Annotated in this window: 20 protein-coding genes and 1 pseudogene; 7 read left to right on the top strand and 14 right to left on the bottom strand. The window is 61.2% G+C overall.

Annotated features, from left to right (window positions below; translation table 11 throughout):
* Positions 1–121: 121 nt before the first annotated feature.
* The 8 genes from ccoP (SNL23_RS11145) to ccoN (SNL23_RS11110) form a co-directional block, all read right to left on the bottom strand.
* Positions 122–1,099: a cytochrome-c oxidase, cbb3-type subunit III gene (ccoP, locus tag SNL23_RS11145; RefSeq protein ID WP_076017217.1), complete on the bottom strand. Its 978-nt coding sequence runs from the start codon at positions 1,097–1,099 to the stop codon at positions 122–124.
* A complete protein-coding gene (locus SNL23_RS11140) occupies positions 1,096–1,281 on the bottom strand; it encodes a CcoQ/FixQ family Cbb3-type cytochrome c oxidase assembly chaperone (protein WP_008437575.1) in 186 nt (61 codons plus the stop codon). Before SNL23_RS11140 ends, ccoP (SNL23_RS11145) begins: the two co-directional genes overlap by 4 nt.
* Before the next feature lie 5 nt (positions 1,282–1,286).
* Positions 1,287–1,895 carry a cytochrome-c oxidase, cbb3-type subunit II gene (ccoO, locus tag SNL23_RS11135; RefSeq protein ID WP_003193167.1) on the bottom strand — a complete coding sequence of 203 codons (609 nt, stop codon included), beginning with the start codon at positions 1,893–1,895 and terminating at the stop codon, positions 1,287–1,289.
* Entirely contained in the window at positions 1,895–3,337 is a 1,443-nt protein-coding gene (gene ccoN, locus SNL23_RS11130) for a cytochrome-c oxidase, cbb3-type subunit I (RefSeq protein WP_076017218.1), read from the bottom strand. Before ccoN (SNL23_RS11130) ends, ccoO (SNL23_RS11135) begins: the two co-directional genes overlap by 1 nt.
* Before the next feature lie 473 nt (positions 3,338–3,810).
* Entirely contained in the window at positions 3,811–4,758 is a 948-nt protein-coding gene (gene ccoP / locus SNL23_RS11125) for a cytochrome-c oxidase, cbb3-type subunit III (protein ID WP_076017219.1), read from the bottom strand.
* The gene (locus SNL23_RS11120; RefSeq protein WP_008437576.1) at positions 4,755–4,961 is read right to left on the bottom strand and encodes a cbb3-type cytochrome oxidase subunit 3; all 207 of its coding nucleotides are present in this window, start codon (positions 4,959–4,961) and stop codon (positions 4,755–4,757) included. The genes ccoP (SNL23_RS11125) and SNL23_RS11120 overlap by 4 nt, the downstream gene beginning before the upstream one ends.
* 3 nt (positions 4,962–4,964) lie before the next feature.
* On the bottom strand, positions 4,965–5,573 hold the full coding sequence (gene ccoO / locus SNL23_RS11115) for a cytochrome-c oxidase, cbb3-type subunit II (protein ID WP_076017220.1): 609 nt from the start codon (positions 5,571–5,573) through the stop codon (positions 4,965–4,967).
* 10 nt (positions 5,574–5,583) lie between these two features.
* Entirely contained in the window at positions 5,584–7,008 is a 1,425-nt protein-coding gene (gene ccoN / locus SNL23_RS11110; protein ID WP_318302262.1) for a cytochrome-c oxidase, cbb3-type subunit I, read from the bottom strand.
* 79 nt (positions 7,009–7,087) lie between these two features.
* Between ccoN (SNL23_RS11110) and SNL23_RS11105 the strand changes: the two genes are divergently transcribed.
* Positions 7,088–7,777 carry an alpha/beta family hydrolase gene (locus SNL23_RS11105; protein WP_167662630.1) on the top strand — a complete coding sequence of 230 codons (690 nt, stop codon included), beginning with the start codon at positions 7,088–7,090 and terminating at the stop codon, positions 7,775–7,777.
* An 81-nt stretch (positions 7,778–7,858) separates the two neighbouring features.
* Here SNL23_RS11105 and SNL23_RS11100 read toward each other — a convergent pair whose 3' ends face one another.
* The 3 genes from SNL23_RS11100 to acnA form a co-directional block, all read right to left on the bottom strand.
* Positions 7,859–9,424: a methyl-accepting chemotaxis protein gene (locus SNL23_RS11100; protein WP_318302261.1), complete on the bottom strand. Its 1,566-nt coding sequence runs from the start codon at positions 9,422–9,424 to the stop codon at positions 7,859–7,861.
* A gap of 85 nt (positions 9,425–9,509) precedes the next feature.
* Complete coding sequence (locus tag SNL23_RS11095) at positions 9,510–10,301, bottom strand: CPBP family intramembrane glutamic endopeptidase (RefSeq protein ID WP_318302260.1); 792 nt, start codon at positions 10,299–10,301, stop codon at positions 9,510–9,512.
* Between the two features lie 111 nt (positions 10,302–10,412).
* Positions 10,413–13,154, bottom strand: a complete 2,742-nt coding sequence (acnA, locus tag SNL23_RS11090) for an aconitate hydratase AcnA (RefSeq protein WP_318302259.1) — start codon at positions 13,152–13,154, stop codon at positions 10,413–10,415.
* 191 nt (positions 13,155–13,345) lie between these two features.
* Here acnA and rlmM point away from each other — a divergent pair, with 191 nt between their 5' ends.
* Positions 13,346–14,419, top strand: coding sequence for a 23S rRNA (cytidine(2498)-2'-O)-methyltransferase RlmM (gene rlmM, locus SNL23_RS11085; RefSeq protein WP_003219000.1), 1,074 nt, complete (start codon positions 13,346–13,348; stop codon positions 14,417–14,419).
* A gap of 90 nt (positions 14,420–14,509) precedes the next feature.
* Complete coding sequence (gene tusA, locus SNL23_RS11080; RefSeq protein WP_076017227.1) at positions 14,510–14,761, top strand: sulfurtransferase TusA; 252 nt, start codon at positions 14,510–14,512, stop codon at positions 14,759–14,761.
* A 90-nt stretch (positions 14,762–14,851) separates the two neighbouring features.
* On the opposite strand, the gene SNL23_RS11075 is transcribed toward tusA, so the two are convergent.
* Complete coding sequence (locus SNL23_RS11075; RefSeq protein ID WP_318302258.1) at positions 14,852–16,243, bottom strand: MATE family efflux transporter; 1,392 nt, start codon at positions 16,241–16,243, stop codon at positions 14,852–14,854.
* A 310-nt stretch (positions 16,244–16,553) separates the two neighbouring features.
* Between SNL23_RS11075 and pdxB the strand changes: the two genes are divergently transcribed.
* Positions 16,554–17,696, top strand: coding sequence for a 4-phosphoerythronate dehydrogenase PdxB (pdxB, locus tag SNL23_RS11070; RefSeq protein WP_318302257.1), 1,143 nt, complete (start codon positions 16,554–16,556; stop codon positions 17,694–17,696).
* Between the two features lie 51 nt (positions 17,697–17,747).
* On the opposite strand, the gene SNL23_RS11065 is transcribed toward pdxB, so the two are convergent.
* Positions 17,748–17,921: a PA1571 family protein gene (locus SNL23_RS11065; protein ID WP_010176367.1), complete on the bottom strand. Its 174-nt coding sequence runs from the start codon at positions 17,919–17,921 to the stop codon at positions 17,748–17,750.
* Positions 17,922–18,176: 255 nt separating this feature from the next.
* Between SNL23_RS11065 and SNL23_RS11060 the strand changes: the two genes are divergently transcribed.
* Together SNL23_RS11060 and SNL23_RS11055 are read left to right on the top strand one after the other, a co-directional pair.
* A complete protein-coding gene (locus SNL23_RS11060) occupies positions 18,177–19,943 on the top strand; it encodes an ABC transporter transmembrane domain-containing protein (RefSeq protein WP_318302256.1) in 1,767 nt (588 codons plus the stop codon).
* 71 nt (positions 19,944–20,014) lie between these two features.
* A pseudogene (locus SNL23_RS11055) lies at positions 20,015–20,779 on the top strand (Fic family protein); the annotation flags it as partial.
* Positions 20,780–20,866: 87 nt separating this feature from the next.
* Here SNL23_RS11055 and SNL23_RS11050 read toward each other — a convergent pair.
* Positions 20,867–22,795 (bottom strand): transglycosylase SLT domain-containing protein, encoded by a 1,929-nt coding sequence (locus SNL23_RS11050; protein ID WP_076017232.1) that lies wholly within the window; start codon positions 22,793–22,795, stop codon positions 20,867–20,869.
* A gap of 212 nt (positions 22,796–23,007) precedes the next feature.
* Between SNL23_RS11050 and SNL23_RS11045 the strand changes: the two genes are divergently transcribed.
* Positions 23,008–24,930 (top strand): ATP-binding cassette domain-containing protein, encoded by a 1,923-nt coding sequence (locus SNL23_RS11045; protein ID WP_318302255.1) that lies wholly within the window; start codon positions 23,008–23,010, stop codon positions 24,928–24,930.
* The last annotated feature ends 69 nt before the right edge of the window (positions 24,931–24,999 follow it).

Below are 24,999 nucleotides of genomic sequence, written 5' to 3'. Positions count from 1 at the left end.
GGTTTTCTTGATCAACCTCAAATGTAGATACGTTGCTAGGTAGCGCCGGATTTTTTGGATTGAAATCAAAACGGCCCCGCCAACTTTCGCTGGCGGGGCCGTTTTTTATTACCGTTTTGCCTTACTCGGCGTCCGCCGGCTTGTCCCCATGGGACAGGCTGTAAACATACGCCGCCAGCAAGTGCACCTTGTCGTTCCCCTGCAACTGCTCTTGCGCAGGCATCTGGCCCTGACGGCCATAACGGATGGTCTGCTGCAGTTGCGCGAAGCTCGAACCGTAGATGAACGCGCCCGGGTGTGTCAGGTCAGGTGCGCCCATGGCGGGAGTACCTTTCCCGGCGGGACCGTGGCACGCCACGCAGTTGGCGGCGAAGAGTTTCTCGCCGTTGGCCACGTCTGCCTTGGCGCCTTCCGGCAGTTTGCGGCCATCCAGGTTGGTCACCACAAAGCCGGCCACGTCGGCCACGCCTTGCTCGCCAATGACTTCGGCCCAGGCCGGCATCACCGCGTGACGGCCCTTCATGATGGTTTCCTTGATGGTGGCCGGCTCACCGCCCCAGCGCCAGTCGGCGTCGGTCAGGTTGGGGAAGCCGTACGCGCCCTTGGCATCGGAACCGTGGCACACCGAGCAGTTGGAGGCGAACAGGCGGCCACCCATCTTCAAGGCTTGCGGGTCCTTGGCCACTTCTTCAATCGGCATGGCAGCGAACTTGGCGAAGATCGGCCCGAACCGGGCGTCCGACTTGGCCATTTCCTTTTCCCATTCGTGCACGCCGGTCCAGCCGGTCTGACCGTTGGCGAAGGGGGTTTGCTTGTCGTTGTCGAGGTAGTTGTAGCCCGGCAGCAGGCCTTTCCAGTTGCCCAGGCCGGGGTACAGCGCCAGGTAACCGAGGGCGAAGATGATGGTGCCGACGAACAGCATGAACCACCATTTTGGCAGCGGGTTGTCGTACTCCTCGATACCGTCGAACGAGTGGCCAACGGTTTCATCGGTTTGCTCGGCGCGCTGGCCCTTGCGGGTCGACAGCAGCAGCCAGGTCAGGGCGAAAATGGTACCCAGACTGAGGACTGTGACGTACAGACTCCAGAACGTAGTCATTCTTTGTTACTCCTAGACGCTTCTACGACGTGCTTGATGGCTTCGGGATCATCCGCGAAGGGCAGCAACGTCGCGTCTTCAAACTCCGACTTGCGCTTGGGGCTGAACACCCACAAGGCCAGGCCGATAAAGGCCACCATCACGACAACGGTGCCCAGGCCTCGAATCATCCCGATATCCATCTCGATCACCGTTTGCTTTTGATGATGGTGCCAAGGCCTTGCAAGTAGGCCACCAGTGCGTCCATTTCGGTCTTGCCCTTCACGGCAGCTGCCGCGCCGGCGATGTCTTCGTCGGTGTAAGGCACGCCGAGGGTGCGCAAGACTTCCATCTTCTTGGCGGTGTCCTTGCCGTCGAGTTTGTTTTCGACCAGGAACGGGTACGCCGGCATTTTCGACTCGGGCACGACGTTGCGCGGGTTGTACAAGTGCGCACGCTGCCAGTCATCGGAGTAACGACCGCCGACCCGGGCCAGGTCCGGGCCAGTGCGCTTGGAGCCCCACAGGAACGGGTGGTCCCATACGCTTTCACCGGCTACCGAGTAGTGGCCGTAGCGTTCGGTTTCGGCGCGAAACGGACGGATCATCTGCGAGTGGCAGCCGACACAGCCGTTGGCGATGTAGACGTCGCGGCCTTCCAGCTCAAGGGCGGTGCGCGGCTTCATGCCTTCTACCGGCTTGTTGGTCACGTCCTGGAAAAACAGCGGAACGATCTGGGTCAGGCCGCCGATACTCACGGCGATGACCATGAAGAAGGCCAGCAGGCCGATATTCTTCTCGACTACTTCATGCTTCATCAGTGAGCTCCCACAACGGCGATCTGGGTGGCGGCTTCGGCTTCTTTAGGGTCGGAGGCACGCACGGTGCGCCAGACGTTGTAGGCCATGAAGAACATGCCGCTGGCAAAGATCGCACCGCCGAGGGCGCGCACGATGTAACCCGGATGGCTGGCTTGCAGCCCTTCGACGAAGGAGTAAGTAAGGGTGCCGTCGTCGTTGATCGCACGCCACATCAGGCCCTGGGTGATGCCGTTGACCCACATCGAGGCGATGTAGAGCACGGTACCGATGGTGGCCAGCCAGAAGTGTGTGTTGATCAGGCTGACGCTGTGCATCTGCGCACGGCCGAACAGTTTCGGGATCATGTGGTACAGCGCACCGATGGAGATCATCGCTACCCAACCGAGAGCGCCGGCGTGTACGTGGCCGATGGTCCAGTCGGTGTAGTGGGACAGCGAGTTGACGGTCTTGATGGCCATCATCGGGCCTTCGAAGGTCGACATGCCGTAGAACGCCAGGGATACCACGAGGAACCGCAGGATCGGGTCGGTGCGCAATTTATGCCAGGCGCCCGACAGGGTCATCATGCCGTTGATCATGCCGCCCCAGCTTGGGGCCAGCAGGATAATCGACATCGCCATGCCCAGGGACTGTGCCCAGTCCGGCAACGCGGTGTAGTGCAGGTGGTGCGGACCGGCCCAGATGTACAGGGTGATCAGCGCCCAGAAGTGCACGATGGACAGGCGATAGGAGTAGATCGGACGCTCGGCCTGTTTCGGCACGAAGTAGTACATCATCCCCAGGAAACCGGTGGTGAGGAAGAAGCCTACGGCGTTGTGGCCGTACCACCACTGGATCATCGCGTCCGTCGCACCGGCGTAGGCCGAGTAGGACTTGAAGAAGCTCACCGGCAAAGACGCGTGGTTGACGATGTGCAGCATCGCCGTTACCAGGATAAACGCCCCGTAGAACCAATTGCCGACGTAGATGTGCTTGGTCTTGCGCTTGACGATGGTGCCGAAGAACACCACCGCGTAGGTCACCCAGACAATCGCCAGCAAAATGGCGATCGGCCATTCCAGCTCGGCGTATTCCTTGGTGGTGGTGTAGCCCAGCGGCAGGGTGATGATCGCGCCAACGATGACCGCTTGCCAGCCCCAGAAGGTAAAGGCAGCCAATGCATCGGAAATCAGTCGCGTTTGGCAGGTTCGCTGCACGACGTAGTAAGAAGTGGCAAACAGTGCACATCCACCGAAGGCGAAAATCACCAGGTTGGTGTGCAGCGGGCGCAGGCGTCCAAACGTCGTCCATGGCAGGCCAAAATTCAACTCTGGCCAAACCAGTTGCGAGGCGATGAAGACACCGAGCCCCATGCCAAGGATCCCCCAGACCACCGTCATGATGGCGAACTGGCGGACTACCTTATAGTTATAAGCAGTCGGACTGATTGCTGTGCTCATTCTAAGGTTCCACGGTTTAGGTTTTTTTATAGGGTGAAAATCGGTCGCAAGTATGGAGAAAGCAAGATTCCATTGCAACGCAAGGTGACCTGCGTCAATGCGTTCCAAACCAGATTCTGCGCCCTTTCCATGTTTGGCGTAAGGACAAAATTCAGGGTTAAAAGTTGACGACTTGGACAGGATTTTAAACGGGTCGAAGGTACTTGTAACTGAGTGTGTGTAAACAAGCAGCTCGGGTGACGAGTGGTCAGTGGCACGACAGCCGGTAAGTACCAGCCTTTGCGCCTGTCATCGAGCAGAAATGTTTCAACCCATCGAGTGCAAGTCGGCCGTCGACCGGCCAATGCCAGTCCACTGTGCAAACAAGCGTAGACCCGAATGGCAGGAGGGGAAAGTCGCTGATCGGAAGGGTGCGACAATGGGTCGCAAAAAAGCCGCGCCTGAATCAGGCGCGGCTTTTGGGTAGTGCGCGATTACTCGGGTTGGCTGTCAGGCGTTGCGCCATCGGCGTTATGGGACAGGCTGTAGACGTAGGCCGCGAGCAAATGCACCTTGTCATTGCCTTGCAGCACTTCCTGCGCGGGCATCTGGCCTTGGCGGCCGTGGCGAATGGTCTGCTGCAACTGCGCCAGGCTGGTGCCGTAGATAAAGCCGCTTGGCTGCGTCAGGTTCGGTGCGCCCATGGCTTCCACACCATGGCCTTGCGGGCCGTGGCAGGCGACACAGGTGGTGCTGAACGCCACCTGGCCCGCTGCGACATCCGCCGTGCTGTCGGCCGGCAACGGCAGGCCCGCCAGTTCATGGCGCACGTAGGCCGCGACGTTTTTCACACCGTCTTCACCCAGCACTTCACCCCAGGCCGGCATCGCTGCATGACGGCCATTCATGATGGTCATCTTGATTGCGTCCGCCGAGCCGCCCCAGCGCCAGATGTTGTCTGCCAGGTTCGGGAAGCCATAGGCGCCCTTGGCGTCCGAGCCGTGGCACACCGCGCAGTTGGAGGCAAACAGGCGGCCGCCCATTTTCAGCGCTTGCGGGTCCTTGGCGACTTCTTCCACGGGCATGGCCGCGAATTTGGCGAAGATCGGCCCGAACTTGGCGTCGGCCTTGGCCATCTCCTTGTCCCATTCCTTGGTCTGGGTCCAGCCGTCTTCATAGCCCGGCAACACGCCTTTCCAGTTGCCCAGGCCCGGGTAGAGGATCAGGTAGCCGACGGCAAACACCAGGGTGCCGGCGAACAGCATGAACCACCATTGCGGCAGCGGGTTGTCGTACTCCTCGATCCCGTCGAAGGCGTGGCCCATGGTCTGGTCCACGCTGCCCTTGGTCTCGCCCTTGCGGGTGCCGATCAACAGCCAGGTCAGGCCGATCAGGCTGCCGAGGGTCAGTACACAGATCCATGTACTCCAGAAGGTAGTCATGGCCGGTTGCTCCTTGTTGCAGGCTCTTCTTGAGCGTCGGGGGTTGGCGGTAGCGGTTCATCGGCAAACGGCAGCAGGCAGGCTTCGGCGAACTCCGAATTGCGCCGGGAGTTGAACACCCACAGCGACAAGCCGATGAAGGCGATGGCCACGACCAGCGTGCCAAGCCCGCGGATGGTTCCAGCATCGAAATCAAATCCCATGGCTCACCTCTTGCTCTTGATGGCAGTGCCGAGCACTTGCAGGTACGAAACCAGCGCGTCCATCTCGGTCTTGCCCTTGAGGGAGGCCACGGCGCCGGCGATGTCATCGTCGGTGTACGGCACGCCGAGGGTGCGCATCACTTTGAGCTTGGTCTCGGTGTGGCTGCTGTCCACCGCAGCGGTGACCAGCCATGGATATGCCGGCATCTTCGATTCCGGCACCACGTTGCGCGGGTTGTACAAGTGCGCGCGGTGCCAGTCGTCCGAGTAGCGCGCGCCGACGCGGGCCAGGTCCGGCCCGGTGCGCTTGGAGCCCCAAAGGAACGGGTGATCCCACACGCTTTCACCGGCCACCGAGTAGTGGCCGTAGCGCTCGGTTTCGGCACGGAACGGGCGGATCATCTGCGAGTGGCACTGTACGCAACCTTCGCGGATGTAGATGTCGCGGCCTTCCAGTTGCAGCGCGGTGTAGGGCTTCATGCCTTCCACCGGCTTGTTGGTCACATCCTGGAAGAACAGCGGCACGATCTGGGTCAGGCCGCCGATGCTCACGGCGAGCACCATCAGCAGCATCAACAGGCCGACGTTCTTTTCAATGGTTTCGTGTTTCATCATCGACTCCTCAGGCCATCTGCGCGGCGTTGATCACTTCGGCAGGCTGCGCCGAACGCACGGTGCGCCACGTGTTGTAAGCCATCAGGAACATGCCGCTGAGGAAGACCGCCCCGCCCACCAGCCGCACGATGAAGCCTGGGTGGCTGGCCACCAGGGTTTCGACGAAGGAGTAGGTCAAGGTGCCGTCTTCGTTGACCGCACGCCACATCAGGCCCTGGGCAATGCCGTTGACCCACATCGAAGCGATGTAGAGCACGGTGCCGATGGTGGCCAGCCAGAAGTGCGCGTTGATCAGGCCGACGCTGTACATCTGCTCGCGACCGAAGATTTTCGGGATCATGTGGTACAGCGCGCCGATGGAAATCATCGCTACCCAACCGAGGGCGCCGGCGTGAACATGGCCGATGGTCCAGTCGGTGTAGTGGGAGAGGGCGTTGACCGTCTTGATGGCCATCATCGGCCCTTCGAAAGTCGACATGCCGTAGAACGCGAGAGACACGACAAGGAAGCGCAGGATCGGGTCGCTGCGCAACTTATGCCAGGCGCCCGACAAGGTCATCATGCCGTTGATCATCCCGCCCCAGCTTGGCGCCAGCAGCACCAGCGACATCACCATGCCCAGGGACTGTGCCCAGTCCGGCAACGCGGTGTAGTGCAAGTGGTGAGGGCCGGCCCAGATGTACAGGGTGATCAGTGCCCAGAAGTGCACGATGGACAGGCGATAGGAATACACCGGACGTTCGGCCTGTTTCGGCACGAAGTAGTACATCATCCCCAGGAAGCCGGCGGTGAGGAAAAAGCCTACCGCGTTATGCCCATACCACCACTGCACCATGGCATCCGTCGCACCGCCGTACAGCGAGTAGGACTTGGTCAGACTGACCGGGATTTCCAGGTTGTTGACGATATGCAGAATGGCCACGGTGATGATGAACGCACCGAAGAACCAGTTACCGACGTAGATGTGCTTGGTGTTGCGCTTGGCCACCGTGCCGAAGAACACGATGGCGTAGGCCACCCAGACGATGGTGATCAGGATGTCGATCGGCCATTCCAGCTCGGCGTATTCCTTGGAGCTGGTGTAGCCCAGCGGCAAGGTGATCGCGGCCAGCACAATGACCAGTTGCCAGCCCCAGAAGCAGAACTGCGCGATCTTGGGTGCGAACAGCTGGGTCTGGCAGGTGCGTTGCACCGAGTAGAAGGAGCTGGCAAACAGCGCGCAACCGCCGAAGGCAAAGATCACCGCGTTGGTGTGCAGCGGGCGCAAACGGCCGAAACTGGTCCAGGGCAAATTGAAGTTGAGTTCGGGCCATACCAACTGGGCAGCGAGAAAAACCCCGAGCCCCATGCCGACGATGCCCCACACCACCGTCATAATGGCGAATTGGCGGACCACCTTGTAGTTATACGCGGTACTTAAAGTAGTGTTCATGGTTCCCCATCCACGGTTCAACCCAAGCAAATGCGGCACTTGGGCTGGAGTTATAGGCAGACTAAAAAGCGAGGCAAGCATGGGCAAAGAGCACAAGGCCAGTATTGACGGGGATCAATGGGCGCAGTGTGTGCGGGAACGCGGCTGGTTGTGGGATGTCGCCACAGGGTCTATCGCGCGTACGCCCGCGACGTTGATCCTGGCCCACGGCGCGGGTGCGCCGATGGACTCGGGATTCATGAATGACATGGCTGCACGCCTTGCCGGGCATGGCGTGAACGTGTTGCGCTTCGAGTTTCCCTACATGGCCCAGCGCCGTGTGGACGGCGGCAAACGCCCACCCAATCCAGCCCCGAAACTGCTGGAATGCTGGCGTGAGGTGTATGCCGAGGTGCGACGTCATGTCGCTGGGAAACTGGCGGTTGGCGGCAAGTCCATGGGCGGGCGGATGGCCAGTTTGCTGGCGGATGAACTGGGCGCGGATGCGTTGGTGTGCCTGGGTTATCCGTTTTATGCGGTGGGCAAGCCGGAGAAACCCCGGACCGAGCATCTGGCCGGGCTGAAGACGCCGACGTTGATTGTGCAGGGTGAGCGGGATGCGCTTGGCAATCGGGCGGCGGTGGAGGGGTATGTGTTGTCGGCGAGCATCGAAGTGATGTGGTTGGTAGCGGGGGATCATGATTTGAAGCCGTTGAAGGCTTCGGGGTTTAGTCATGAGCAGCATTTGGAGGCTGCGGCGGTGAGGGTGGCCGGGTTTCTCGGCGCCTGATAGGACCCTTTCGCGAGCAAGCCCGCTCCCACATTTGAAATGCATTCCAAATGTGGGAGCGGGCTTGCTCGCGAAAGCGATTTACCGGTTAAACCGCTCTACCAGCGAATACTGAGTATTGGCGGTATGCGTCAGCTCTTCACTCAACTGCGCCGAGTTCAACGCCTGTTCCGATGTCTGGTCCGCCAACAGCGCAATGGTGCTGATATTACGGCTGATCTCTTCCGCTACCGAGCTCTGCTCCTCGGTCGCCGCCGCAATCTGCGCTGTCATGTCGGTGATGTGCGCCACCGCTTCACTGATCCCGATCAGCGCCTGGTCCGCTTCCATCACCCGTGCCACACCTTCCTCGGCCTGGCGATGCCCGGCGTCCATGGTCTGTACGGCGGCATTGGCGGTCTGTTGCAGCTTGGCGATCAGCGCGTGAATCTGCCCGGTGGACTCGCTGGTACGCTGGGCCAGTTGCCGCACTTCGTCGGCCACCACTGCGAAGCCCCGGCCCATCTCGCCGGCACGGGCCGCTTCGATGGCCGCGTTCAGCGCCAGCAGGTTGGTCTGGTCGGCGATGCCTTTGATCACATCCACCACGCCGCCGATCTCATCGCTGTCTTTGGCCAGTTGAGTCACGGTCACGCCGGTTTCGCCCACGGCCACCGACAGGCGCTGAATCGCCTCGCGGGTTTCGCCGGCGATATCACGGCCACGCCCGGTCAGGCGATTGGCTTCCTGGGTGGCATCGGCGGTGCGTTGTACGTGGCTGGCGACTTCCTGGGTCGTCGCGGCCATTTGATTGACCGCCGTGGCCACCTGTTCGGTCTCCACGCGCTGACGCTCAAGCCCGCTGGAGCTGTTATGCGCCAGGGTATTGGACTGCGCCGCCTGAGAGTTGAGGTGTTCAGCCGTGTCCTGCAAACGGGTAAGACACGTCTTCAGGCGCGCCTCCTGGCTGAGGATCGACATCTCCAGGCGCGCCTGGGCGCCGCGGCTGTCGGTGTACATCTGCGCAATCAGCGGGTCGGACGTGGTCTGCTCGGCCAGGCGCAGCAAACGCTTGAGCCCGCGCTGTTGCCAGCTCAGGCCCAACAGGCCCAGCGGCACCGACAGCGCGGCGGCCAAGGCAAAGCCCCAGTGGGAGTCGAGCCACACGCCGATCAGGAAGCTCAGTTGGCTGATCAGGATAAACGGCAGCCAGTCCTGCAACACCGGCAACCACTTGTCACTGCTCGGAATCGCCGACTTGCCCTGGTTGATACGCTGGTAAAGCGCTTCGGCACGGCGGATCTGCTCGGCGGTGGGCTTGACCCGCACCGACTCGTAGCCGATCACCTGATTGCCGTCGAAGACCGGTGTCACATAGGCGTTGACCCAATAGTGATCACCGCTCTTGCAGCGGTTCTTGACGATGCCCATCCATGGCAAGCCTTGTTTGAGCGTCGACCACATGTGTGCGAACACTGCCGCCGGAACATCCGGATGACGAACCAGGTTGTGCGGGGCACGCATCAGTTCATCATGGGAAAACCCACTGATCTCGACGAAGGCGTCGTTGCAGTAGGTGATCACGCCTTTGGCATCCGTGGTGGAGATCAACCGTTGCTGAGCGGGGAAGGTACGTTCGCGCTGGGTAACGGGTTGGTTATTACGCATGAGTTTTCAATCCGCAAGGCTTTGATGGGTTGTCGGCCGTTACGGGGTTTTATTTAACTTAATTTTTGCAACAATCGGCTCAGCCTCAGCCCGCCAGCATCGGATAGGTAAACAACCCGAAATGCAGCAGGTTCAAGCCGAAGTGCGTAACGATTGCCGCGCCCAACCCGCCAAAGCGATACGCCAGGCCGTAGCCTACGCCTGCGATGGTCGCCAGCAACGTCCACTGCCAGCCGGCACCCAGGTGCACCAGCCCGAACAGCAGGGCCGCCAACAGCAGCGCGAGATTTTCACCATAGGGCAACTGCTTGAAGCGCCGGCTCAGGCCGCCCTGGATATACCCACGAAACAGCGCTTCCTCCACCAGGGTTACCAGCAGCAGGTTGTTCAACACCCACAGCCACGCCTGTTCCGGCCACTTCGGCGCCCAACTGATGACGCCCAGCAACGCAGCACCGCCCAGTGCGGCAATCGCCGTCAGGGTCAATGCCAGTGCCGTGGCATAGATCGACAGGCGCAATGACCGGCGCGCAACAATCCACGGGCAAGCCAGCAGCAGCCAGAAGCCGATCAGTGGTTTGTCCTGGTTCAGGTACATCGAAAAAGGTACGGCGTCGGCGGTAAAGCGCTGCGGGGCGATCCCGCGACCGTTGTAGAACCCCGGCAGCCAATGCATCGCCAGCCCCAGCGCCAGCACGATAAACAGGCCGTGGCCGAGATAGCGCACCCAAGGATTTCGCTGCTGGCGCACGGCAAACCCGGCCAGCAGCAACATGGCGACGGACAACGCCGCCATCAAACCCAGTTGCCCGTAGCTCAAGGCGAGTACATAGCCGATGGAAAGAAGCGCCAGGTACAGCCATGGCAGAGCAAGCATGGGGAATCCTTGTGACTATCGAAATCTGAGGGCGGCAGTATAACGAGCGTCACCGACGGTAAAAATGAAAACACCGCCTGGGGAGGCGGTGTTTTGTGTAGCGCGTGTCAGTTACGAGGCAATCAGCTGCCGCAACACGTAGTGCAGGATCCCGCCGGCCTTGAAGTACTCGACCTCATTCAGCGTATCGATACGGCACAGCACTTCGACCTTCTCGCTGCTGCCGTCTTCACGGGTGATCACCAGCGTCAGGTTCATGCGTGGCTCGATCTCGGCATGGGTCAGCCCGAGGATGTCGATCTTCTCCTTGCCGGTCAGTTTGAGTGCCTTGCGGTTCTGGTCCAGCTTGAACTGCAGCGGCAGCACGCCCATGCCCACCAGGTTGGAGCGGTGGATCCGCTCGAAGCTCTCGGCGATCACCGCCTTGACCCCCAGCAGGTTGGTGCCCTTGGCGGCCCAGTCGCGGCTTGAGCCGGTGCCATATTCCTGGCCGGCGATCACCACCAGTGGGGTGCCCGAGGCCTGGTATTTCATGGCGGCATCGTAGATCGGCATTTTCTCGCCGGTCGGGATGTAGATCGTGTTGCCGCCTTCCTCACCGCCGAGCATTTCGTTGCGGATGCGGATGTTGGCGAAGGTGCCGCGCATCATCACTTCATGGTTGCCGCGACGTGAGCCGTAGGAGTTGAAGTCCCGCGGTTCGACACCTTGCTCGCGCAGGTATTTGCCGGCCGGGCTGTCGGTCTTGATGTTACCGGCGGGGGAGATGTGGTCGGTGGTCACCGAGTCCCCCAGCAATGCCAGCACGTTGGCGCCCTTGACGTCTTCGATCACCGGCAGCGGGCCGCCAATGTCGTCGAAGAAGGGTGGATGCTGAATGTAGGTGGAATCCTTCTGCCACACGTAAGTAGCGGCCTGTGGCACTTCAATGGCCTGCCACTGTTCGTCGCCGGCAAACACCTCGGCGTATTCCTTGTGGAACATCCCGGTGCTGACTTGGGCGACGGCGTCGGCGATTTCCTTGCTGCTGGGCCAGATGTCCCGCAGGTACACCGGTTTCCCGTCCGAGCCGGTGCCCAGCGGTTCGCTGCTGATGTCCATACGCACCGTGCCGGCCAAGGCGTAGGCCACCACGAGGGGCGGGGAGGCCAGCCAGTTGGTTTTCACCAGCGGGTGCACCCGGCCTTCGAAGTTACGGTTGCCCGAAAGCACCGAAGCTACGGCCAGGTCGGCTTTCTGGATGGCTTTTTCGATCGGCTCGGGCAGCGGCCCCGAGTTGCCGATACAGGTGGTGCAGCCATAACCCACCAGGGCGAAGCCCAGCTTGTCGAGGTATTGGGTCAGCCCCGCCGCTTTGTAGTAGTCGGTGACCACCTTGGAGCCGGGTGCCAGGGACGTTTTCACCCATGGCTTGCTCTTCAATCCTTTCTCCACGGCCTTTTTCGCCACCAGGCCCGCCGCCATCATCACGCTCGGGTTGGAGGTGTTGGTGCAGGAGGTAATCGCCGCGATCACCACCGCGCCGTTTTTCAGGCGATAGGTCTGGCCTTCGAAGTCGTAGTCGGCTTCACCGATCAGGTCGGCGTTGCCCACCGCAACACCGCCACCGCCTTCACTTTCCAGGCGGCCTTCTTCCTTGTTGGTGGGTTTGAATTGCAGGTCGAGGAAGTCGCTGAAGGCCTGGCTGACGTTCGGCAGGGAAACACGGTCTTGCGGGCGTTTCGGGCCGGCCAGGCTGGCTTCGACGCTGCCCATGTCCAGCGCCAGGCTGTCAGTGAAAATTGGCTCCTGACCGGCGTTGCGCCACAGGCCCTGGGCCTTGGTGTACGCCTCTACCAGTTTGACGGTTTCGGTAGGACGGCCCGACAGGCGCAGGTAGTCCAAAGTCACTTCGTCCACTGGGAAGAAGCCGCAGGTGGCGCCGTATTCCGGTGCCATGTTGGCAATGGTCGCACGGTCGGCCAGTGGCAGGTCGGCCAAACCGTCGCCATAGAATTCGACGAATTTCCCGACCACACCCTTTTTACGCAGCATCTGGGTGACGGTCAGCACCAGGTCGGTGGCGGTGATGCCTTCTTTCAGTTTGCCGGTGAGCTTGAAGCCGATCACTTCCGGGATCAGCATCGACACCGGCTGGCCGAGCATCGCGGCTTCCGCTTCGATCCCGCCCACGCCCCAGCCCAGTACGCCGAGGCCGTTGATCATGGTGGTGTGGGAGTCGGTGCCTACTAATGTGTCGGGGAAGGCGTAGGTGCGGCCGTCTTCATCTTTGGTCCAGACGGTGCGGCCGAGGTATTCCAGGTTGACCTGGTGGCAGATGCCGGTGCCCGGTGGCACTACGCTGAAGTTGTCGAAGGCGCTCTGGCCCCAGCGCAGGAAGGCGTAGCGTTCGCCGTTGCGCTGCATTTCGATATCGACGTTTTCTTGAAAGGCGCCGGTGGTGGCGAACTTGTCGACCATCACCGAGTGGTCGATCACCAAATCCACCGGTGACAGCGGGTTGATGCGCTGCGGGTCACCGCCGGCCTTGGCCACCGCGGCGCGCATGGCAGCCAGGTCGACCACCGCGGGCACGCCGGTAAAGTCCTGCATCAGCACACGGGCGGGGCGGTATTGAATCTCGCGGTCGGAGCGGCGCTCCTTGAGCCAGGCGGCAATGGCCTTGAGGTCGGCGCCGGTGACGGTCTTTTCGTCTTCCCAGCGCAGCAGGTTTTCCAGCAGCACCTTGAGGGACATCGGCAGTTTGTCCAGGTCACCCAGGCTCTTGGCGGCTTCGGGCAGGCTGAAGTAGTGATAGGTCTTGTCGTCAATCTGTAAGGTTTTAAGGGTTCTCAGGCTATCAAGGGATGACATTACATGACTCCTTATGGTCCGCACGGCTACGGACCTGACGGGACGAACAGAGCTTCTAAATTAGCCCTGTTTTAAGTAGCTGGCTAATTACTGGACTCTATGGACAAGTCCAAGGTTCCGAACTCGGCTATCATGCGCGCGTTTTCATGACAGGCATTGCGCTATAGCAAGCCCGTGATCCAGGAGAGTTGATGAACACCCTTTTTATGCACTGCCGCCCGGGTTTTGAAGGCGAAGTCTGTTCCGAGATCGCGGAACACGCCGCTCGCCTGAACGTTTCGGGCTATGCCAAGGCCAAGACCGGCAGCGCCTGCGCCGAATTTGTCTGCACCGAAGAAGATGGCGCCCAGCGCCTGATGCGCGGCCAACGCTTTGCCGAGCTGATCTTCCCAAGGCAGTGGGCGCGTGGAGTGTTCATCGATTTGCCGGAAACCGACCGCATCAGCGTGATCCTCGCGCACCTGCGGGATTTCCCGGTGTGCGGCAGCCTGTGGCTGGAAATGGTCGACACCAACGATGGCAAGGAACTCTCGAACTTCTGCAAGAAATTCGAAGTGCACCTGCGCAAGGCACTCATGGCTGCCGGCAAACTGGTGGAAGACGCCAGCAAGCCGCGTCTGTTGCTGACCTTCAAGAGTGGCCGTGAAGTGTTCATGGGCCTGGCCGAGTCGAACAACTCGGCGATGTGGCCGATGGGCATTCCACGCCTGAAATTCCCGCGGGACGCGCCAAGCCGTTCGACCTTGAAGCTGGAGGAGGCCTGGCACCACTTTATCCCCCGTGATCAGTGGGACGAGCGCCTGCACAGCGACATGACCGGCGTCGACCTCGGCGCCGCGCCTGGCGGCTGGACCTGGCAGTTGGTCAACCGTGGCATGCTGGTGACCGCCATCGACAACGGCCCGATGGCCGAAAGCCTGATGGATACCGGCCTGGTGCAGCACTTGATGGCCGACGGCTTCATCTACACCCCCAAGCAGCCGGTGGACTGGATGGTGTGCGACATCGTCGAGAAACCGGCGCGTAACGCGGCCCTGCTGGAAACCTGGATCGGCGAGGGGCATTGCCGCGAGGCGGTGGTTAACCTGAAGTTGCCGATGAAGCAGCGTTATGCCGAAGTGAAGCGCCTGCTTGAACGCATCGCGGAAGGCTTCAAGGAGCGGGGCATTCGGGTGGAGATTGGCTGCAAGCAGCTGTACCACGACCGTGAAGAAGTGACCTGCCATCTGCGTCGGCTGGATGTAAAGAAGCCGAAGGCCCGGTAACCGAGCGAGCTCGCGAAAACCTTGAGGGCGCCGCTGCCTACCTGGCGCCCCGCATTACCGCTAAAATGCCGGCCTGTTTAGGAGTAAACCATGAGCCTGACCCCTGATTTACCCGTCGACGCCACCCTCGACGCCACCGGCCTCAACTGCCCCGAACCGGTGATGATGCTGCACCAGCACATCCGTGACCTGGCGCCTGGCGGCTTGCTCAAGGTGATCGCGACCGATCCGTCGACCCGTCGCGATATCCCCAAGTTCTGCGTGTTTCTCGACCATGAGCTGGTGGACCAACAGGAACAGGCTGGCACCTACCTGTACTGGATCCGCAAGAAGTCCCTGTAGGAGCGAGCTTGCTCGCGAAGGTCGTTAACGATAACGCGGGTTGCCAGGCTTAACGCGGCGCTCCAGGTTTTTTCGCGAGCAAGCTCGCTCCTACAGTTTTTTTTCGTGGCGAATCCGCTTGCGTGCACTGCGCACCAGGCGGATTACCAGCATCGCCGCCGCACAGCTCAGGCCCACGATCAGCCCCTGCCACAAACCACTCGGGCCGCGCGCCTGGCCCAGCCACTCGGTCAGCCCCAGCGCGTAGCCCACCGGCAAGCCCACACCCCAATACGCAAACAGCGTCAGCACCATGGTCACCCGTGTGTCCTGGTAACCGCGCAACGCGCCGGCGGCCGTGACCTGGATCGCGTCCGAGAACTGAAACAACGCCGCAAACACAATCAGCATCGCCGCCACGTGGATCACCAGCGGGTCCTGGGTGTAGATGGTGGCGATCTGTTCGCGAAACAGCAGCATCAGGCTGCAGGACAGGCAGGCATACACCAGCGCCGTGCCCATCCCAACACCTGCCGCGAAGCGCGCTTCACGGGGTTCGCCGCGGCCGAGGGCCTGGCCGACGCGCACGGTGACCGCCATGCTCAGGGAGTAGGGAATCATGAACACCAGCGAGCTGAAGTTCAGCGCGATCTGGTGCCCGGCTACCACGGTGGCGCCGAGGCTGCCGATCAGCAGCGCGATCACCGCAAAGATGCTCGACTCGGCAAACACCGCGATCCCGATCGGCAAGCCAATGCTCAGCACGCGCTTGATCACCGACCATTGCGGCCAGTCAAAGCGCTTGAACAGCTCGCTGCTCTGATACACCGGCGCCCAGCGGGTCCAGGCGGCCAGGCCGAGCATCATTACCCACATCACGATCGCCGTGGCCCAGCCACAACCAATACCGCCCATGGCCGGCACGCCGAAGTGGCCGTAGATAAACACATAGTTCAGCGGAATATTCAGCGCCAGCCCGCACAGGCCCATGACCATGCTCGGCCGCGTTCGGCCCAGGCCGTCGCTGAAACACCGCAATACGTAATACAGCGCAATGGCCGGCATGCCCGAGGCGATGCCGTGCAGGTAGCCCATGCACGGCTTGATCAGCTCGGGATCGACCTTCATCAAATGCAGGATCGGTTCGGCGCTGATCAGCAACAGCAGCGCGGTAATCCCCACCACCAGGGCCAGCCACATCGACTGGCGCACCAGCGGGCCGATTTCGCCGTGGGTGCCGGCGCCAAAGCGCTGGGCGACTTTCGGCGTGGTGGCCAGCAGCGTGCCGGTCATCAGCAGGTACACCGGGATCCAGATGGAGTTGCCCAAGGCGACCGCCGCCAGGTCCCGGGAGCTGACACGCCCGGCCATGACCGCATCGACAAAACCCATGGCCGTGGTCGCCAGTTGCCCGATCATGATCGGCAAGGCCAGGGCCAGCAGGTTGCGTACTTCAAGGCTGATGCGGGCGGGGCGGGAGAGGGCGGTGGTGGCAGTGTTCACGTACAGATGTCCGATAAGGGGAAGCGCAGGACGGCGCATTCTACGCCTTGACGTGTTGGTCAGGAAAAAACCTGTGTTGTGGATTTGTAAACACATCCCAGCGCAAATGTTGCTTTTTGTGGCGATGGAGCTTGCTGTGGCGAGGGAGCTTGCTCCCGCTGGGCTGCGCAGCAGCCCCAGAACGGGCAACCGATGTGTACCTGAAAAAACACGGCGCTTCATTCGGGAGCGCTCCGCACTCCAGCGGGAGCAAGCTCCCTCGCCACGAGGAAAACCGCTGTACACTGCTGATCCGCGAAAGGAGCCTGCCATGCTGATTGTTGCCGACGAAAATATCCCGCTGCTCGATGCATTCTTCGAAGGATTCGGCGAGATTCGCCGGGTTCCAGGCCGGTCCATCGACCGCGCGACTATCGAACAGGCCGATGTGCTGCTGGTGCGTTCGGTGACCAACGTCACCCGTGCCTTGCTCGAAGGCACGCCGGTGCGGTTTGTCGGCACCTGCACCATCGGCACTGATCACCTCGACCTTGATTATTTCCAGCGCGCCGGCATCCAGTGGTCCAGCGCTCCTGGCTGCAACGCCCGTGGCGTGGTCGACTATGTGCTGGGCAGCCTGCTGACCCTCGCCGAGATCGAAGGCGCCGACCTGGCCCAACGCACCTACGGCGTGGTGGGCGCCGGTGAAGTCGGCGGGCGCCTGGTCAAGGTGCTCAAGGCGCTGGGCTGGAAGGTGCTGGTGTGCGACCCGCCCCGGCAGATCGCCGAGGACGGTGACTACGTCAGCCTGGAGCAGATTGTCGAGCAATGCGATGTGATCAGCCTGCACACGCCGCTGAACAAATCCGGCAACGGTTCTACCTGGCACTTGTTCGATCGCGAGCGCCTCAACCAGCTCAAGCCCGGCGCCTGGCTGATCAACGCCAGCCGCGGCCCGGTGGTGGACAATGCCGCCCTCAGGGACGTGCTGCTGGAGCGCGAAGACTTGCAGGCGGTGCTGGATGTGTGGGAAGGCGAGCCTCAGGTGGACGTCGACCTGGCCGACTTGTGTGTGCTGGCCACCCCGCATATCGCCGGCTACAGCCTGGACGGCAGGCAGCGCGGCACGGCGCAGATCTACCAGGCGCTGTGCCGGTATCTTGGCCAGGAGGCGACCATTCAACTCAGCGACTTGCTGCCGGAACCGTGGTTGGCCGAGGTCACCCTCAACGCCAATACCGACCCGGCCTGGGCGCTGGCGGCCCTGTGCCGTGGGGTGTACGACCCGCGCCGTGATGACGCGGATTTTCGCCGCAGCCTGGTAGGCACCGTGGACGAGCAGCGCAAGGCGTTTGACCAACTGCGCAAGCACTACCCGCCGCGGCGTGAGATTGAGGGTTTGAAGGTGCGAATCAACGGCGACTCTGCGGCCTTGTCTAACATCGTGGCGGCATTGGGCGCGCGGGCATTCTGAGGGCATAAAAAACCCGGCCATCAAGGCCGGGTTTAAAAGAGCGTGGGCGATTCAGCCTCGCTTGGCAGGCTTGACCAATTTCTGTTCCAGTTCGGCGCAGGCGCTCTGGATCATCTCTTCGGTGATTTGCACTTCGCGGCCTTGGGCGTCGATATACGAGCAAGGCAACTGCTGCGGTTGGCGGATCACTTCAATTTTGGCGTTGCTGCTGTTTTGCAAGGACATGGCCCGTCTCCTCATCAGGTTGTGTACCTACTTTAAAATCACCGCGTGACCGCGTTGTTACAACTCCTTGCGCGGTCAGCAGATCGAATGCCTAGTCCAGCAGAAACCGATACAAATTTCCAGCCGGGCCTTAGACCGATAGCCTCTAGGGCCTGGGTTCGGTAAGCATAATTAACCTGACTCATTGTGATTCGCTCAAGTTCCCCCCATGTAGCTATGTAGGTTCCCGTCTCCCACCCTCAGGTGAAACCCTCCATGCTCTCAGCCCGTCAACGCCGCGCGATTCGCCTGGCCAGCCGCTTCGTCGCTCCTTACCGCTGGCAGGCCCTGGGGGCCTTGTTGGCGTTGATCGTCACCGCCGGCATCACCTTGTCCATGGGGCAGGGTATTCGCCTGCTGGTAGACCAGGGCTTCATGACCCAGTCGCCGCACCTGCTCAACCAGTCCATCGGCCTGTTCATGATTCTGGTGCTGGGCCTCGCGGTGGGCACCTTTGCGCGGTTTTACCTGGTGTCGTGGATCGGCGAGCGGGTGGTGGCAGACATCCGGCGGCAGGTGTTCAACCATTTGATCTACCTGCACCCGGGCTTCTATGAAAACAACCGCAGTTCGGAAATCCAGTCGCGCCTGACCACCGACACTACCTTGCTGCAATCGGTGATCGGCTCCTCGCTTTCACTGTTCCTGCGCAACGCCCTGATGGTGATCGGCGGGATCGTGCTGTTGTTTGTCACCAACCCCAAGCTCACCAGCATCGTGGTAATAGCGCTGCCACTGGTACTGGCGCCGATCTTGATCTTCGGCCGCCGGGTACGCAGCCTGTCGCGCCAAAGCCAGGACCGGATCGCCGATGTCGGCAGCTACGTGTCCGAGACCCTCGGCCAGATCAAGACCGTGCAGGCCTACAACCACCAGGTGCAGGACGAGCAGCGCTTCGCGGTGACGGTGGAAGAGGCGTTCACCACCGCACGCAAGCGTATCCTGCAGCGTTCGTGGCTGATTACTCTGGTGATCATGCTGGTGCTGGGCGCCGTGGGCGTGATGCTTTGGGTGGGCGGCATGGACGTGATCGGTGGGCGTATTTCCGGCGGTGAGCTGGCCGCGTTCGTGTTCTACAGCCTGATCGTCGGCAGTGCCGTCGGCACCTTGAGTGAAGTGTTGGGCGAATTGCAGCGAGCGGCCGGCGCGGCAGAGCGGATTGGCGAATTGCTACAATCGAGCAATGAGATCAAGGCGCCCGAGGCAAACGTGATCAAGCTGCCGGAGCGGGTCAGCGGCCGCCTGGAAATCCAGGATCTGCGCTTCTCCTATCCGTCGCGCCCGGATCGTTTTGCTATCGACGGCTTGAGCCTGAGCATCAATGCCGGTGAAACCCTGGCGCTGGTCGGCCCGTCGGGCGCGGGCAAATCGACGATTTTCGATCTGTTGCTGCGTTTCTACGATCCTCAGCAAGGCCGGATCCTGCTTGAAGGTCAGCCACTGACCGAACTGGACCCGCTGGACCTGCGCCGCTGTTTCGCCCTGGTGTCCCAGAGCCCGGCGCTGTTCTTCGGCACTGTCGAAGAGAACATCCGCTACGGCAATCCGTCGGCCACCTCTGCCCAGGTCGAAGAAGCGGCGCGCATCGCCCATGCCCATGATTTTATCCTGCAAATGCCCGACGGCTACCAGACCCACCTGGGCGATGGCGGCATGGGCCTTTCCGGCGGCCAGCGTCAACGCCTGGCCATCGCCCGGGCGCTGCTGGTGGACGCACCGATCCTGCTGCTGGACGAAGCCACCAGCGCACTGGATGCCCAGAGCGAACACCTGATCCAGCAAGCGCTGCCACAGTTGATGGAAGGGCGCACCACGCTGGTAATTGCCCACCGGTTGGCCACCGTGAAGAACGCCGACCGGATTGCCGTGATTGACCAGGGGAAGCTGGTGGCGGTGGGGACGCATCAGCAGTTGATCGCCAGCAATCCGCTGTATGCACGGCTGGCGGCGTTGCAGTTCAGTGATGGTACTGAAGTTGATTGAGGCAGTGAGGCTGTGGTGCGACCGTTCCTTAGGGCATTATGTTGGCTTTCGTTACAGACTTGGATGAGGAAATGAGCCGCTATCAACCTCCGCTGACCCTGACTGCCAAGATGTTGAGTCTGGTTGCTGATATCAGTGAGCAGATTGGTCAGCTTTCAGCTGGCGACGACAGCCGGCAGACCCCGCAATTGAGGCGTGGCAACCGGATTCGTACGATTCAGGCTTCGTTGGCCATCGAGAACAACACCCTGAGTGTCGAACAGGTGACCGCTGTGCTGGAAGGCAAGCGTGTGTTGGGCTTGCCCCGGGAGATTCAGGAAGTACGCAACGCTTTTTCCGCTTACGAGGCTATGCCGCAGTGGGCACCGGGCGAACGTGCGGACCTGCTGCGTGCCCATAAGTTATTGATGTATGGCTTGATCGACGATGCGGGTCGGTTTCGTCAGGCGGGCGTAGGGATCTATCGGGGCGAACAGTTGGTGCACATGGCGCCGCCGGCGAGCCGTGTTACGCATTTGGTTGATGATTTGCTGAAGTGGCAGTCCGCCTCTGACTGGCATCCACTGATCGTTAGCTGCGTCTTTCACTATGAATTCGAGTTTATCCATCCTTTTGCCGATGGAAACGGGCGTATGGGCCGCTTATGGCAAACCCTGATTCTCAGTCAGTGGCGCCCGGTGCTGGCTTACTTGCCGGTAGAGGCGGTGATTCGCGAGCAGCAGGATGCTTATTACGCCGCATTGTCGGCGGCGGACAAGCAGGCAGAGGCAACGCCCTTTGTCGAGTTCATGCTGCAAGCCTTGAACCTTGCGCTGGCAGAAGCGGTGCAAAGCGAGTCCCCGGCAGCGCCATAAAAAATGCCCGCATCTCTCAATGCGGGCATTTTTTTTCAGCTTCAAGCTTGCTGCATGCAGCTGCTCCCCTTACTGATCATCAAAATACCGCTCATGCCAATCCACCAGCGGCTGTGGTGCATTGAGCTTCTGCCCGTAGATCACCGAATAAGACAGCACGTTCTGCACATACTGACGGGTTTCGTCGAACGGGATGCTTTCCACCCACACATCGAAACTCAGGTGATCGGCGCCGCGCAACCATTGGCGTACGCGGCCTGGGCCGGCGTTGTAGGCGGCAGTGGCGAGCACGCGGTTGCCGTTGAACTGGGCATGAACCTGGCTTAGGTAAGCTGCGCCGAGCTGGATGTTCTTGTCCGGGTCGAGCACCTGCTGTTGCGAGGCCAGCGGGATGCTGAACTTGCGTGCGGTCTCTTTGGCGGTGCCGGGCATCAGTTGCATCAGGCCGGTGGCGCCGACGCCGGAACGCGCATCGTCCATAAAGGCGCTTTCCTGGCGGGTGATTGCAAACACCCAGCTTGAATGCACGCCGCGGACTTTGGCTTCACGCACCAGGGTGTCGCGGTGGGCCATCGGGAAGCGGATGTCCAGGTCGTCCCAGTACTGGGCCTGGCTGATGGTGCGGATCGCCGGGAAGTACCACTTCATGTCGTAGGCCAGCTTGGCCTGGGCGACCATTTCGTCACGGTTGAAGTGCCGGCTGACGTGGTACCACTCGCGACGGCCATCAACGATCTGGCCGCGGGCGTAGAACTCCAGGGCGCGGCGTACGCCCGGGGTGTTACGCACTTTGTTCATCAGCGCCTGGCTCATCACCAGCGGCTTGTTGTTCAGTTGGTACGGGGACTGGGAGCGGTCCGCGGCCAGGAAGCCGTAGAAGTCTCGTTCCTTGGCCAGGCCCTTGTACATCACCAGGGCTTGCGGGTTCTTCGGCTCTGCCAGTTCCAGGCTGCGGGCCTGCCAGTAGCGCCAGCGGTTGGTGGTAGCCAAATCCTGGGGCAGCTTGCGGGTCAACTGGTAGGCGTCTTCCCAGCGCGCCAGGCGCAGCAGCAGGCGCAGGCGCCATTCGGAGACGGTGTTGTCCCGCAGTTCCGGGTCGTATTTGGTCATCACGTCGAGGGCGCGCGGGTCGTAGCGGCGCGCCAGGGTCAGGCCGATTTCCCGGGCGATCGACACTTTTTCGTCACGAGAGAAGTGCATGCTGCTGGCATAACCGTCGAGCAGGGCCATGGCCTTGTCCGGGTCCTGGCGTGCCAGGCGGCGAAGGCCCAGGCCGACGGCGTCGGACATGGCCTCGTTGGCTGGCAGGAAGCGCGACGGGTCGCTGAGCATGTCGGGCTTCTGCGCCACGTCCACCATCAGGCGGCCTTGGGCGCCGAGGGTCGGCAGGGTTTTCACCAGGCTGTTGGCCAGCGGGTAGTTGCGGGCTTCGGCGGCGAGTTTGGCGCGGTCCCAGATCTTCTGTTCGGTGAGTTGGCCGTCGGCGGCCCACTGGCCAAAGGTTGCATCACAGGCAGCAGGCTGGGATTTACCGGTCAGCCACAGCTTCTCGGTGGTTTTATAACCTTCGGCTTTTTGATTATGGGTCAGCTGGAACTGGCCGTGCAGGCAGTCCAGTTCGACAAAATTGAGTTTGGCGTCGTAGTACTTTTCAAAGGTTTGCCAGTCGCCACGGTCGGCCAGCCAGCGCAACCAGCGCAGCTTCATCCAGTTGGCCTGGGGCAGGTCGCCGTTCTTGGCGAGGAATTGTTCGATTTCCTCGTTGCTGGCGGTTTTCAGGCGCGCGGTCAGTTCGTCGTAAGCGAGGTACGGCGTCAACGGGTAGTCGGCCAGGGCCTGGCTGTATTGGAAATACGGGCCGCTGTCGCCTTTGGCGAGGGCTCGTTTGGCTTCATCGTAATATTGACGTTGGGTGGTGAGGTCCACGGCCTGGGCAGATTGAACGGCGGTGGCAGAAAGAAGCAGACAAGATAAAAAGCTGAAAAGGCGACTGCGCATGAGACGTCCGTGCAGAGGAATCTGGACTAGTGCCGACGTCGCCGACACTGATTGCCCCTAGCTTAGCCTTTTGGCTGCAACCGGTGAAAGCTTTGCCGGTCGCTTCGTTCAAGTTCATCTGAAATGTCCGACAGAACATGTCAGCGACGAAAATGCCGGCCGCCTCGAGCCCTAAGTCAGGTAGAATGCGCGCCCAGTTTTTGGAGAAGCGTATGACCCTGCTCAAATTCAGCGATGTGTCCCTTGCTTTCGGCGCTATGCCGTTGTTGGACAAGGTGTCCTGGCAGATCGCCCGTGGTGAGCGGGTGTGCATCATCGGCCGCAACGGCACCGGCAAGTCCAGCATGATGAAGCTGGTAAAAGGCGACCAGAAGTCCGACGAAGGCTCTGTATGGCGCGCGCCGGGCCTCAAGATCGGCGAATTGCCGCAAGAATTGCCGGTGGCCGACGGACGGACAGTATTCGACGTGGTTGCCGAAGGCCTGGATGGCGTGGGCGCACTGCTCGCCGAATACCATCACCTGGCACAGAACTGCGTCACCGAAGAAGACCTGGACAAGCTGATGCACGTCCAGCAAGACCTTGAAGCCCGTGACGGCTGGCGCTTGCAGCAATTGGTCGACAGCACGTTGAGCCGCCTGCAACTGCCGGCCGACAAGACCCTCGCCGAATTGTCCGGCGGCTGGCGTCGCCGCGTCCTGCTGGCCCAGGCGCTGGTTTCCGAACCAGACCTGCTACTGCTCGACGAACCGACCAACCACCTGGACATCGGCGCAATCGCCTGGCTGGAAGAAGCCCTCAAGGATTTCCAGGGCGCCGTGCTGTTCATCACGCACGACCGTTCCTTCCTGCAAAACCTCGCCACGCGCATCCTCGAACTGGATCGCGGCGGCCTGATCGACTGGAACGGCGACTACGCCAGCTTCCTGGTGCACAAGGAAGCCAGCCTGGCTGCCGAAGACACCGCCAACGCGTTGTTTGACAAGAAACTGGCCCAGGAAGAAGTCTGGATCCGCCAGGGCATCAAGGCGCGTCGCACCCGTAACGAAGGTCGCGTGCGCGCCCTCAAGGCCCTGCGTAACGAGCGCAGCGAGCGTCGTGAGCGCACCGGCAAGGCCAACATTCAGCTGGATACCGCCGACAAGTCCGGCAAGCAAGTGATGGTCCTGGAAAATGTGAGCTTCCATCACCCGGACGGCCCGTTCCTGATCAAGGACTTCTCCATGGTCCTGCAGCGCGGCGACCGTATCGGCCTGCTTGGCGCCAACGGTACCGGCAAGACCACCCTGCTCAAGCTGATGCTCAACGGCCTGCAACCGACCAGCGGCACAGTGGAAGAGGGCACTCGCATCGACGTGGCCTACTTCGACCAGTTGCGCCACCAGTTGGACCTGGAAAAAACCGTGATCGACAACGTCGCCGAAGGTCGCGACTTTATCGACATCGACGGCCAGAGCCGCCACGTGTTGAGCTACCTGGGCGACTTCCTGTTCAGCCCGCAGCGTGCACGTACGCCGGTTAAAGCCTTGTCTGGTGGTGAGCGTGCGCGCCTGCTGCTGGCCAAGCTGTTCAGCAAACCAGCCAACCTGCTGGTGCTCGACGAACCGACCAACGACCTCGATGTTGAAACCCTGGAACTGCTGGAAGAGGTCTTGCTGACCTTCAACGGCACCGTGCTGATGGTCAGTCACGACCGGGCATTCCTCGACAACGTGGTCACCAGCACCCTGGTCTTCGAAGGTGAAGGCAAGGTGCGTGAATACGTCGGTGGTTATCAGGACTGGCTGCGTCAGGGCGGTTCGCCGCGCTTGCTGGGCGTGACCGAGAGCAAATCCGGCAAGGCCGACCTGACCTCGGCCGTGGTTGCCCCGGTGGCTGCTGCCGCTCCTGCTCCTGCGCAAGAAGCGCCTGCAGCCAAGAAGAAGCTCAGCTACAAGCTGCAACGTGAGCTGGAAGCGCTGCCGGGCGATATCGACGCCAAGGAACAGCAGATCGCTGCCGTTGAAGCTGAAATGGCTGACGCGGGTTTCTATCTGCGTCCTGCTGCAGAAACTGCCAAGGTGATTGCATCCCTCGAGCAGTTGAACAGCGAGCTGGAAGCCTTGGTTGAGCGCTGGGCCGAGCTGGATGCCTGAGTGATTCAAGCGCAATAAAAAACCCGGCGCTCATTTGTATGAGCACCGGGTTTTTTGTATGAAACGCGG

Source organism: Pseudomonas sp. SED1 (assembly GCF_034044025.1).
Taxonomy (GTDB): Bacteria; Pseudomonadota; Gammaproteobacteria; order Pseudomonadales; family Pseudomonadaceae; genus Aquipseudomonas.
The sequence above is the reverse complement of the archived record's forward strand: the minus strand, read 5'-3'. Positions and strand labels throughout refer to the sequence as shown.